Raw genomic sequence first — 11,158 nt, 5'->3', positions numbered from 1 at the left:
GATCTAACCACGAGGTGATGATCCGTGGCACCTTCGCCAATATCCGCCTGCGCAACCAGGTGGCCCCCGGCACCGAGGGTGGCTTCACGCGTGACTTCACCCAGGACGACGCCCCCGTGACCACGGTCTTCGAGGCCGCGGAGGCCTACGAGAAGGCCGGCACCCCGCTGGTCGTCCTGGCCGGCAAGGAGTACGGTTCGGGTTCCTCGCGTGACTGGGCCGCCAAGGGCACCACGCTGCTGGGCATCAAGGTCGTCATCGCCGAGAGCTACGAGCGCATCCACCGCTCGAACCTCATCGGCATGGGCGTCATCCCGCTGCAGTACCCCGAGGGCCAGAATGCCGAGTCGCTCGGCCTCGACGGCACCGAGACCTTCGACGTCACCGGTGTCACCGAGCTGAACGAGGGCAAGACCCCCAAGACCCTGCACGTCGTGGCCACCAAGGCCGACGGCAGCGAGGTCGAGTTCGATGCGATCCTGCGCATCGACACCCCCGGGGAGCGCGCCTACTACCTCAACGGCGGCATCCTGCAGTACGTGCTGCGTCAGCTGATGAAGTGACCGGCTCCCGCTGAGGCGGGACAGGTCGAACAGGGCCGTGCCAGTGACCCATTGGCACGGCCCTCGTGCATTTCCGGAGCCCAGCATGCGTCACCGAAAACCAGTTCGACAAAATGTCAGAGGCGACGTGCAGTCTCTTCCCCAGGCACGGCGCGCCACCATCCGGGTGGCGCCACGACAGGGAAGAGGTGGACCCATGGGCATGGCCTTCACGCAGTACCCCGACGCGGGCACGAGGAGGCCGGCAGGACGCGGCCAGACCACTGGCTACCACGCCGGGGGTGCGGTGCGCGTACGCCGCCCTTCGGTCCAGGAGCCCCGACGCCAGGTCTTCCTGCCACCCGGCTGGCCTGCGGAGGTGCCGCCGCGGGGGAGCCACGACTGGGAGCAGGCGGCCGTCGGCTGGCTGCTCGACCAGTGCCCGGCTGACTATCGCGCTCACCAGGTGCTGCGCCGCCATCCGGTCGTGCTGGCCCGGATGGCGGCCCAGTTCGTCGATGGCCAGATCGAGAGCTCACGACGGATGCTGGGCACCGCACGGGCGGAACTCGGTGGCCTGGTGGGTGACGACGTCCTCGACCAGGCGGCCAGTACCATCCAGAGCGAGGGGGCCCGCCTGGTGCGGGTACGCCGTGCCGTGGCTCTGGTGGAGACGGCACTGAGGGGTGAGGACTTCGTGGAAAAGCTGTGAGCCACCCGACGAATGCCCCCTGCCAAGCCAGACAGGACTAGAATGTCACTCATGTCTTTGCTGGACCACATCTCATCCCCGAGCGACCTGCGCGCGCTGGACTACGCCGAGCTCGCAGAGCTCGCTCGCGAGATCCGGGCCTTCCTCGTGACCAACGTGAGCCGCACCGGTGGGCACCTGGGCCCGAACCTGGGCGCGGTCGAGCTGACCATGGCGATACATCGCGTCTTCGACTCGCCCAATGACCCGCTGGTCTTCGACACCGGGCACCAGGCCTATGTGCACAAGATCCTCACCGGCCGCGCCGGACAGTTCGAGAGCCTGCGCCAGAAGGGCGGGCTGTCAGGCTATCCCTCCCGCACGGAGAGCAAGCACGACTGGGTGGAGAACTCGCACGCCTCCACCTCGCTCAGCTGGGGCGAGGGCCTGGCCAAGGCCTTCCGCCTCAAGGGCGAGGACCGCACCGTCGCAGTCCTGGTCGGCGACGGGGCCCTCACCGGCGGCATGGCCTGGGAGGCGCTGAACAACATCGCCGTCCAGGAGGGCCTGCGGCTGGTCATCATCGTCAACGACAACGGTCGTTCCTACACGCCCACCGTGGGAGGCCTGGCCACCCACCTGGCGGGGATGCGCACCGACCGCCGCTACGAACAGGTGCTCGACGTCGCCAAGCGCAGCATCAACAAGGCCCCCATCTTCGGTCGGCCCGCCTATGACCTGCTGCACGGCATGAAGGCCGGCCTGAAGGATGTCCTGGCGCCGCAGGGGCTGTTCAGTGACCTGGGCCTGAAGTACCTGGGCCCGATCGACGGCCACGACCTGGAGGCCGTGGAACAGGCACTGGAGCAGGCCAGGGGTTTCGGCGGTCCGGTGATCGTGCACTGCATCACCCAGAAGGGGCGCGGTTTCAAGTTCGCCGAGGACCACGAGGAGGACCGCTTCCATGCCGTCGGCAAGATCAACGAGCTGACCGGCGAGCCACTGTCCGCCACGGTGCAGGCCACGTGGACCGATGCCTTCAGCGAGGCCATGGTGCGCATCGGCGACCGCCATCCCGAGGTAGTGGCGATCACCGCGGCGATGCTGCACCCCGTGGGGCTCGCCCGCTTCTCGCAGGTCTTCCCCGAGCGCACCTTCGACGTGGGCATCGCCGAACAGCACGCGGTGGCCTCCGCCGCAGGCCTGGCCGCTGGCGGCCTGCACCCGGTCGTCGCGGTCTACTCGACCTTCCTCAATCGCGCCTTCGACCAGCTGTTGATGGATGTGGCCCTGCACCGCGAGGGGGTCACCTTCTGCCTCGACCGTGCCGGCCTCACCGGCAGCGACGGCGCCAGCCACAACGGCATGTGGGACGTGTCGATGTGCTCGCTGGTGCCGGGTCTTCGCCTCAGCTCGCCGCGCGACGGCGTACGGATGGCCCAGGCGCTGGAGACTGCTGTGGGGATCGACGACGGCCCCACCGTGGTGCGCTGGTCCAAGGAGAAGCTGCCCGACCCGATCGAGGCGGTGCGCCACCAGGACGGACTCGACCTGTTGCGCCTGGACGAGGAGGCCGAGATCCTGGTCGTGGGCCACGGACAGTTCGTGGGCCTCGCCCTCGACGTCGCCGAGCGCCTGGCGCGCCAGGGCGTGCGCAGCACCGTGGTCGACCCGCTGTGGTCGGTGCCGGTCAGCCCCGCACTGGTCGACCAGGCGGGACGCCACCAGCTGGTGGTCAGCATCGAGGACTCGATGGTCGTCGGGGGCGTGGGGGCCCAACTGGGTGATGCCATGCGCCGCATGCGCGTGACCACCCCACTGATGTGCTTCGGGATCCCGCAGCGCTTCCTGGACCATGCCAGCCGTCCGGAATTGCTGCAAGACCTGGGCCTGACGGGTCAGGAGATCGCGCACCAGGTGCTCGGATGCCACCTGATGCAGGCCTCCGAGGAGCAGAGCACCGCGCCCACCTCCCTGGAGGGCTGACCCCAGCGGGGCCAGCCTCAGTCCGCCAGCAGGTCCTGGAGCAGCGGAACCAACAGTTCCCGCTGCCAGGGCCGCACCTGGAGCTCGGCCAGACGGGCATCGAGCGCCTGCGACTCCAGTGGGGAGGGCGGCTCGAAGGTGATGCGCTTCAGCGCATCGGGAGCGATCAGGTTCTCGGGCGCCATCGACAGCTTCTCCGCCATCTCCTGCGTGGCGGGGCGCACCCGATTCCAGCGGGCGAAGGCCTCGGGGTGGCGACGCTCCCAGCTGCGCGGCGGCGGGGGGCCATCGGTGGGCACCCGGGCGCTGGGCAGCTGGGCACGGCTCATTGCGGACACCCGTTCCAGGGCGGCAACCCAGTTGTTCTCGTACTGCTTGGCGGTGCGGCGCTTGAAGCCGTTGACCTGGCGCAGCTCCTCCTTGCTCGGCACGTGCGGCGGGCGCGTGGTGGCCGCCCTGGCGGCCAGCTCGCTGACGGCACTGTCCTGCACCAGCCGGCCCGGAGCCTTGTCCAGGCGGGAGGCCAGCTCGTCGCGCACGCTCCACAGTTCACGCACCACCGCCAGACCGATCGGCGTACGCACCTGGTGCATCCCGTGCGTGCGGCGCCACCGCTCGGGCCGGGGCTTCACCGGATCGGTGCAGTGCTCGACCAGGTGGTCGAACTCCTGCATGGCCCAGCCGAGTTTGCCGGCGGTCTCCAGCTCGCCGGTCATCGTCTCGCACAGCTCCACCAGCAGTTCCACGTCGAGGGCGGCATAGTTGACCCACTCGTCGGGCAGGGGACGGCGCGACCAGTCTGCTGCCGAATGCTCCTTGAGCAGCCGCAGACCGAAGTAGCGCTCGATCATGGCACCCAGTCCGACTCGGTCGAGTCCCAGGAGCCGGCCGGCGAGCTCGGTGTCGAAGATGGTGCGGGGCACCAGACCGGCCTCCACCAGGCAGGGGAGGTCCTGACTGGCGGCGTGGATGATCCAGGTGGCGTCAACAATCGCCTCCTGCAGCTCCTGCAGCTGCGGCACGCCCGAGGCATCCTCGAAGGCGATGGGGTCGATGATGTGGGTGCCGGAGCCGGTGCGGCGAAATTGCAGCAGGTAGGCCTTGGATGAGTACCGGAAGCCCTGGGCGCGCTCGGTGTCGACGGCGACGGCTCCGGTGCCGCCGGCCAGCGCGGCCACGCTGGCGGCCAGGGCCTCCGGGGTGTCCACGACCGTCGGTGCGCCGTCGCGCGGCCGGTCGAGCACCGCCATCGGTGTGTCCGCCACCCCCGGCGCGCCTTCGCCGTCGAGTTCCCTCGCCGAGGACTGTGCGCTCGTCTTGTCGTTCATCGTGTCCTTCCCAGCCTGGAACCCAGCATCACCACGCCTGCGGACGATCCAGGCAGGCCAGCGGCGGTACGCACCAGGTCCTGCCAGGCCAGCAGGTGGTCGACCAGCTGGCCGGGATCATCCAGCAGGGGCGTCCACGACGCCCTGATCTCGATCTCCGCATGGTCGGGGTTGTCCTGGAGTCCCTCGAAAGTGCGACTCGAAACCGTCGAGACTGTACCGGACCGGGCGCCCCAGTGCGCACGGCGGGCATCCAGTGAGCCCTGCACCCAGCTCCAGCCCACGTCGTGCACCGTCGAACCCTGGGCCATCCCGGGCGTCACCTCGGACTGGACCAGGCTCACCAGGCGCAGGTCGGCACCCCAGGCGGGCACCGCCTCGTCCTCCTGCAGCAGCACCAACCGACCGCTGGCCAGTTGGTCGCGTCCGTTCACCTCGGCGGCCAGTGCGGCCGAGCGGGCCGCGAGCCCACGGGGTCCAGGGATGCGCTCGACATCCATGTCACCGGCCCAGTCCAGCCCGTCCATGATCCGCAGCAGGGCATCGAAGGTGCTGGACGGCTGGCTGGTAAGGCGGGATGGTTCCACGGCCAAGACCCTAGGCACTGCCGCCCAGCCGCCCTGACAGGCTCGCCGCGTCCCCACCAGGCCTTCAGCCTGTGGCCCGTCGACGATGTGCCGTCCACTCGTGGGTGTGGTTGAATCGAGCAGGTGAGCCACGCATCTGACCTCGTTGCTGCCGCTCGACGCGAACAGGGCGTACGGTTGCCCGTCTGGTTCATGCGTCAGGCTGGCCGATCCCTCCCTGAATACCGTGAACTGCGCAAGGGCACCAGCATGCTCCAGTCATGCATGGAGCCCGGGATGATCCACGAGATCACCTTGCAGCCGGTCCGTCGTCACCAGGTTGACGCGGCGATCTTCTTCTCCGACATCGTGCTGCCCCTCAAGGCCATGGGGGTAGACCTCGACATCGTCCCGGGCACCGGCCCGGTGGTCGCCAATCCCATTCGCACCCGCGCCGACCTCGACCAGATCGGCAGCCTCGATCCGGCCCAGGTGGGCTTCGTCACCGAATCGATCACCTCGATCGTCGACGAGCTCGGCGCCACGCCGCTGATCGGCTTTGCCGGCGCACCCTTCACCCTGGCCAGCTACCTCGTCGAGGGCGGCCCCTCGAAGGACCACTCCCGCACCAAGTCGATGATGGCCGGCGACCCAGAGTTGTGGGACGAGCTGTGCCGTCGCCTCGTGCAGATCTCCAGCACCTTCCTGCAGGTGCAGATTGATGCGGGCGCCAGCGCGGTGCAGCTCTTCGACTCCTGGGCCGGCGCCCTGGCCGAGCGCGACTACCGCGAACGTGTCCTGCCGCACAGCAGCCAGGTCCTCGGTTCGCTGACCGGTGGCGTGCCCACCATCCACTTCGGTGTCGGCACGGCCGAGCTGCTGCCCGCGATGGCCGAGGCGGGCAGTGATGTCGTCGGCGTCGACTGGCGCACGCCCCTGGATGTCGCCAGCCGACGCATCGGCCCGGACAAGGCTGTCCAGGGCAACCTCGACCCGGCCCTGCTGCTGGCCCCCTGGGAGGTGCTGGCCGAGCGCGTCCGCGAGGTCATCCGTGCCGGGGCCAAGGCCCCCGGCCACATCTTCAACCTGGGGCATGGAGTCCCGCCCACCACCGACCCGGGCGTGCTGACCCGGATCGTCGAGCTGGTCCACGAGGAAGCACCCACCATCCGCCAGGAGGCACAGGCATGAGCAAGTTCGACGCGATCAACCACGGCACCTACTACATGAACATCGCGGTCTTCCAGCGCACCACCCCGGTGCGCCCGGAGGCCGCTGCCGAGGCGATCGCGGCGGTGGAGAAGGCCTGTGAGGGCAAGGAGTTCACCATCCGTGGCTTCTACGACATCGCCGGTTTCCGCGCCGAGGCCGACCTGATGGTCTGGTGGTGGGCGCCCAGCTCCGACACCCTGCAGGACGCCTACCTCGCCTTCCGCGCCACCGAGCTGGGCCAGACCCTGGCGCCGGTCTGGTCCCAGATGGCCATCCACCGTGAGGCCGAGTTCAACAAGTCGCATGTCCCCAACTTCCTCCAGGGCGAGAAGGCCGAGGACTACCTGTGCGTCTACCCCTTCGTGCGCGACTCGGAGTGGTACCTGATGCCCGAATACCAGCGTCGCGGCATGCTGCGCGAGCACGGCATGATGGCCAGCGAGTACAAGGACGTGCGGGCCAACACGATCGCCAGCTTCGCCCTGGGCGACTACGAGTGGATCCTCGCCTTCGAGGCGCCCGAGCTGCACCGCATCGTCGACCTGATGCGCGAGCTGCGCGCGGCCGACGCCCGCAAGCACATGCGCGAGGAACAGCCCTTCTTCACCGGCCGCCGTCGCGAGCTCGAGACCATCCTGGCCAGCTGGGGTACTCCCCACGAAGGTGGCTGCGCCTGCTGCTGAGGCAGGCACCCTGCGGGGCCGGTCCTATAATGGCCCCGCACGGCGTGTTCCGGGATCGGTGCAAGTCCGAGCCGGCGGTGACAGTCCGCGAACCATCCCCGTGATGGCCTGTCCGGTGCAATTCCGGAACCGACGGTGAAAGTCTGGATGGGAGGAGACACGCCTCGCGGCTGCGGCCGCATGCCCCGTCGAGACCCCTCGGCGTCCTCCCGTCATGCCACTGCACAGGCGGGATCGACGAGGGAGGCGCACGTGGGCACACACCGCACCACCCTGCGCACGATCACCGCGCCTGTGGTCTTGGGCCTGGTCCTGGTAGGTCTGTGGCAGCTCCTGGTGAGCCGGGCCGGGTGGCCCGCCTTCGTGCTGCCGGCACCGGGAGACGTGCTGGTGCGGCTGGGCAACGACCTCTCCGGCCCCTTGTTGTGGCGCGCCCTGGGCCTGACCCTGATAGAGGCATTGGGGGGCTGTGCCGTGGGGCTGCTGGCGGGGATTCCGTTGGCCGTCGCCATCCACGAGTCCCGATGGTTCTCGGCCGCCGTCAATCCCTTCCTGGGTGCCACCCAGGCGATCCCGGCAATTGCCCTGGCACCGCTGCTGGTGCTCTGGATCGGCTATGGCCTGCCCGCGGTGGTCCTGCTGTGCGCCCTGATGGTCTTCTTCCCGATCCTGGTCAGTGCCCTGCTCGGCCTGCGGCACGTCGACCCGGAGGTTGTCGACGCCGCCCGGATGGACGGCGCAGGCCGAGCCTCCCTGCTGGCCTTCATCGAGGGGCCGCTGGCCCTGCCCAGCGCGCTGGCCGGCCTGCGCAATGGCTTCACCCTGTCCATCACCGGCGCCGTGGTCGGGGAGATGGTGATGGGCGGCAACGGCATGGGCCAGCTGCTGACCGTCCAGCGCGACCAGGTGGACACCGTCGGCATGTTCTCCACCCTGTTCGCCCTGTGCACCGTCGCCTCGACGATCTATTCCCTGATCCGCCACTTCGAGCGCAGCCTGCGCCTCGAGGACTCCCGCCCCCTGCGAAAGGCCTCCCGATGACCAGCCTGTCCCGCCGAACCCTGCTCACCCTGGGCGGTGCCTGCCTCGCCACGACTGCCTGCAACGGCACCGCCGTGCAGAAGGCCACCTCTTCGGCCACGGCCTCATCGTCCGGGTCGCCGTCCACGGGGGCAGCGCGGCTCGGGAAGGCCGTGATCGGCTTGACCTACATCCCCAACATCCAGTTCGCCCCCTTCTACTGGGCAGCCACCAAGGGGCTGTACAGCCAGGCGGGCGTCGACGCGAGCCTGCGTCACCACGGTGCCAGCGAGGGGCTGTTCAACGCCCTCAGCTCCGGGCAGGAGCAGTTCGCCATCGCCGGCGGCGATGAGGTGCTCCAGGCCAACAGCGAAGGAATGGACCTGGTGACCGTCGCCGGTTTCTACCGCGCCTACCCGGTGGTGGTGATCGTGCCCAAGGACTCACCGATCACCACCCTCGAGCAGCTCAAGGGCCACACCATCGGAGTTCCCGGCAAGTTCGGCGAGACCTGGTACGGCCTCCAGCTTGCCCTGCACCAGGCCTCGCTCACCGAGAAGGACGTCACCATCCAGCAGATCGGCTACACCCAGCAGGCGGCCCTGGCCACCGGCAAGGTCGACGCCATCATGGGTTTTGCCAACAACGACATGGTGCAGTTCGAGGGCGCCGGGGTGCCGGTGCGCGCCATCGGCCTGGGCGACGAGATCCCCCTGGTGAGCACCAGCATCGTCACCAGCCGCGCCGTGCTGGCCGAACGGCCCGACATGGTGCGGGCGGTCTGCCGGGCCAGCGTCAAGGGCATCCAGGCCGTCGTCGACGACCCCGCGGCTGCGATCCAGGTCTCCACCCGGCACGTGCCCGGACTCGAGGCGGCAGCCGCCCAGAAGTCTGCGGCCGCCACCCTCGAGGCCAGCATCCCGCTGTGGAATGGAGACCAGCAGCGGCCCGACGGACTGCTCACCGAGTCGCGCTTCGTGGCGATGGAGAAGTTCATGCGTACCGCGGGCCTGCTCACCAAGCCGGTGGACGCCCGTCACGCGGTCGATGCCTCCGTGATGGGCCAGTCCTGAAACGACAGCGGCTCAGGACCGGGCAGCATCAGGACTGGGTCGGTTCCAGGGTCAGGCAGACCGAGTTGATGCAGTAGCGCAGGTCGGTGGGGGTGTCATAGCCCTCACCCTCGAAGACGTGGCCAAGATGGGAGTCGCACGCGGCGCAACGCACCTCGACGCGCGGGCGTCCGGGGATGGACTCGTCTCGCAGATAACGGACCCGCTCCTCGGCCAAGGGAGCGAAGAAGCTCGGCCAGCCGCAGTGCGACCCGAACTTCTCGGTGCTGCGGAACAGTTCAGTGCCGCAGCCACGGCAGCTGTAGACGCCTTCGGTGGTGGTGTCGGTGTACTCACCCGTGAAGGGGCGCTCGGTGCCCGACTGGCGCAGCACCTGGTATTCCAGGTCGTTGAGCTGGGATCGCCATTCGGCATCGCTCTTGACGATGCGCTCGATGCTGGGAAGGGTCACGGATTCGTTCTGCTCATCGGCCATGGCTCGAATGTACCCGGCCACACCAGAGCCTCCGGATAGTCTTGGCGGCATGCCGAGCACCGCCATCGAGCTGGACGCAGACGGCGTCGCCGTGCGCCTGTCGAGCCCGGACAAGCCCTATTTCCCCGAGCTGGGGCTCACCAAGCTCCACGTGGCCAACTACGTGCAGTCCGTCGGTGAGGGTCTGCTCGCAGCCCTGCGGAACCGGCCGACGACCCTGGAGCGGTGGCCCGGGGGAGTGCAGCCCGGTGCCACCATCACCAGCCGCGCGGGACGCGGAGCCGCCTTCTACCAGAAGAAGGCACCTTTCTCGATGCCGGAGCACGTGCAGACGGCGACGGTGACCTACCCCTCGGGGCGCACCGCGCAGCAGGTGATGCCCACTTGCCTGGCAGACCTGCTGTGGCTGGTGAACCTCGGCACGCTGCGTTTCCATGCCTGGCCCGTCACGGCTCCCGAGACCGAACTGGTGGACCAGTTGCGCCTGGACCTCGACCCGCAGCCGGGGACCGGTATCGCCGAAGCACGGCAGGTGGCGCTGGAACTGCGCGCGCTGCTGGCTGAGCTCGCACTGGAGAGTTTCTGCAAGACCTCGGGCGGACGCGGCCTGCATGTCTACGCCTCCGTGGAGCCCATCGACTTCATCGATGCGCGCCACGCCGCCATCGCCATCGGGCGTGAGTTGGCCCGTCGGATGCCCGAGCTGGTCACGGTCGACTGGTGGAAGGAGGAGCGAGGAGAGCGCATCTTCGTCGACTTCAACCAGATGGCACGCGACCGCCTGATGTCGAGCGCCTATTCCATCAGGCCCGTCCCCGAAGCGTTGGTTTCTGCACCCCTGGACTGGGATGAGGTGGCCGAGGTCGACCCCCGCGAGTTCACCGTGGCGACGATGCCCGCCCGTTTCGAGCAGGTGGGCGACCCTTGGGAGCCGCTGTACCGCGTGTCCCCGGCCAGTCTGGCGACGGCTCTGGACTGGTACGCACGTGACGCCGCCGCCGGGCAGGGGGAAATGCCTTATCCTCCTGAGTACCCGAAGATGCCCGGTGAGCCGCCCCGGGTGCAACCCAGCCGTCAAAGGCGCATCGACTAGGGCAGATACCGCCCCATCCGGGAAGAGTGCATCTAGCACAGCGCTTATTCTCCTGATAACGTCGCATCCATGAGCATCCCCCTCGACGACCTCGCCACCAGCTTCGCCCGCGCCCTCAGAGCCGAAGGCCGAGCCGCAGGCACCCTGCGCCTCTACGGCCAGAGCGTCCGATTCTTCTCCGAATGGCTGGTCAGCGACGGGCAGGCACCCACCGCCGACAACTTCACCCGCGGCAACGTCCGCGAATGGCTCGCCCACCTCGACGAGCAAGGGCAGTCCGCGAACACCCGCAAAACCCGCTTCCGCGGCCTGTACCGGTTCGCTGAGTGGTGCATCGACGAGGGGGAGCTAGACGCGAACCCCATGGCGAAGATGAAGACCCCCACCGAGAAGCCCGCACCCGTGCCCATCGTCACCGACGATGACCTGCGGGCACTGCTGGGCACGTGCAAGGGCACCACGTTCCCAGACCGCCGAGACCAGGACACG

The 11,158-nt window shown here is 68.7% G+C and carries 11 protein-coding genes, 1 pseudogene and 1 riboswitch; of the genes and pseudogenes, 9 read left to right on the top strand and 3 right to left on the bottom strand.

What is annotated here, in order from left to right:
- The 3 genes and pseudogenes from acnA to dxs all read left to right on the top strand — a co-directional run.
- Nucleotides 1-563 (top strand): annotated as a pseudogene (gene acnA / locus ACHFFZ_RS15195) (aconitate hydratase); the annotation flags it as partial.
- 196 nt (nucleotides 564-759) lie between these two features.
- Nucleotides 760-1,254: a hypothetical protein gene (locus ACHFFZ_RS15190; RefSeq protein WP_394277441.1), complete on the top strand. Its 495-nt coding sequence runs from the start codon at nucleotides 760-762 to the stop codon at nucleotides 1,252-1,254.
- Between the two features lie 51 nt (nucleotides 1,255-1,305).
- Nucleotides 1,306-3,219, top strand: coding sequence for a 1-deoxy-D-xylulose-5-phosphate synthase (gene dxs, locus ACHFFZ_RS15185; RefSeq protein WP_394277440.1), 1,914 nt, complete (start codon nucleotides 1,306-1,308; stop codon nucleotides 3,217-3,219).
- A gap of 17 nt (nucleotides 3,220-3,236) precedes the next feature.
- Here the strand turns inward: dxs and ACHFFZ_RS15180 are convergent, their stop codons facing one another.
- Both ACHFFZ_RS15180 and ACHFFZ_RS15175 read right to left on the bottom strand, forming a co-directional pair.
- The gene (locus ACHFFZ_RS15180) at nucleotides 3,237-4,547 is read right to left on the bottom strand and encodes an HRDC domain-containing protein (protein WP_394277439.1); all 1,311 of its coding nucleotides are present in this window, start codon (nucleotides 4,545-4,547) and stop codon (nucleotides 3,237-3,239) included.
- Nucleotides 4,544-5,134: a DUF3000 family protein gene (locus ACHFFZ_RS15175; RefSeq protein WP_394277438.1), complete on the bottom strand. Its 591-nt coding sequence runs from the start codon at nucleotides 5,132-5,134 to the stop codon at nucleotides 4,544-4,546. Before ACHFFZ_RS15175 ends, ACHFFZ_RS15180 begins: the two co-directional genes overlap by 4 nt.
- A 123-nt stretch (nucleotides 5,135-5,257) precedes the next feature.
- On the opposite strand from ACHFFZ_RS15175, the gene hemE reads away from it, so the two are divergent.
- The 4 genes from hemE to ACHFFZ_RS15155 all read left to right on the top strand — a co-directional run bounded on the left by hemE (nucleotide 5,258) and on the right by ACHFFZ_RS15155 (nucleotide 9,101).
- Nucleotides 5,258-6,304, top strand: a complete 1,047-nt coding sequence (hemE, locus tag ACHFFZ_RS15170; RefSeq protein WP_394277437.1) for a uroporphyrinogen decarboxylase — start codon at nucleotides 5,258-5,260, stop codon at nucleotides 6,302-6,304.
- Nucleotides 6,301-7,008: a hydrogen peroxide-dependent heme synthase gene (gene hemQ, locus ACHFFZ_RS15165; RefSeq protein WP_394277436.1), complete on the top strand. Its 708-nt coding sequence runs from the start codon at nucleotides 6,301-6,303 to the stop codon at nucleotides 7,006-7,008. Before hemE ends, hemQ begins: the two co-directional genes overlap by 4 nt.
- Before the next feature lie 40 nt (nucleotides 7,009-7,048).
- Nucleotides 7,049-7,171: riboswitch (FMN riboswitch) on the top strand.
- 89 nt (nucleotides 7,172-7,260) lie between these two features.
- Nucleotides 7,261-8,049 (top strand): ABC transporter permease, encoded by a 789-nt coding sequence (locus ACHFFZ_RS15160; protein ID WP_394277435.1) that lies wholly within the window; start codon nucleotides 7,261-7,263, stop codon nucleotides 8,047-8,049.
- Nucleotides 8,046-9,101 (top strand): ABC transporter substrate-binding protein, encoded by a 1,056-nt coding sequence (locus ACHFFZ_RS15155; protein WP_394277434.1) that lies wholly within the window; start codon nucleotides 8,046-8,048, stop codon nucleotides 9,099-9,101. Before ACHFFZ_RS15160 ends, ACHFFZ_RS15155 begins: the two co-directional genes overlap by 4 nt.
- 28 nt (nucleotides 9,102-9,129) lie before the next feature.
- Here the strand turns inward: ACHFFZ_RS15155 and msrB are convergent, their stop codons facing one another.
- Nucleotides 9,130-9,576 carry a peptide-methionine (R)-S-oxide reductase MsrB gene (gene msrB, locus ACHFFZ_RS15150; RefSeq protein ID WP_394277433.1) on the bottom strand — a complete coding sequence of 149 codons (447 nt, stop codon included), beginning with the start codon at nucleotides 9,574-9,576 and terminating at the stop codon, nucleotides 9,130-9,132.
- 49 nt (nucleotides 9,577-9,625) lie between these two features.
- On the opposite strand from msrB, the gene ACHFFZ_RS15145 reads away from it, so the two are divergent.
- Nucleotides 9,626-10,669, top strand: a complete 1,044-nt coding sequence (locus tag ACHFFZ_RS15145; protein WP_394277432.1) for a DNA polymerase domain-containing protein — start codon at nucleotides 9,626-9,628, stop codon at nucleotides 10,667-10,669.
- 69 nt (nucleotides 10,670-10,738) lie between these two features.
- On the top strand, nucleotides 10,739-11,158 hold a 420-nt coding region (locus tag ACHFFZ_RS15140), incomplete at its 3' end, for a tyrosine-type recombinase/integrase (RefSeq protein WP_394277431.1).

The sequence above is a fragment of the Luteococcus sp. genome (genome assembly GCF_043424415.1).
In the GTDB taxonomy this organism is placed as follows: Bacteria; Actinomycetota; Actinomycetes; order Propionibacteriales; family Propionibacteriaceae; genus Luteococcus.
The sequence above is the reverse complement of the archived record's forward strand: the minus strand, read 5'-3'. Positions and strand labels throughout refer to the sequence as shown.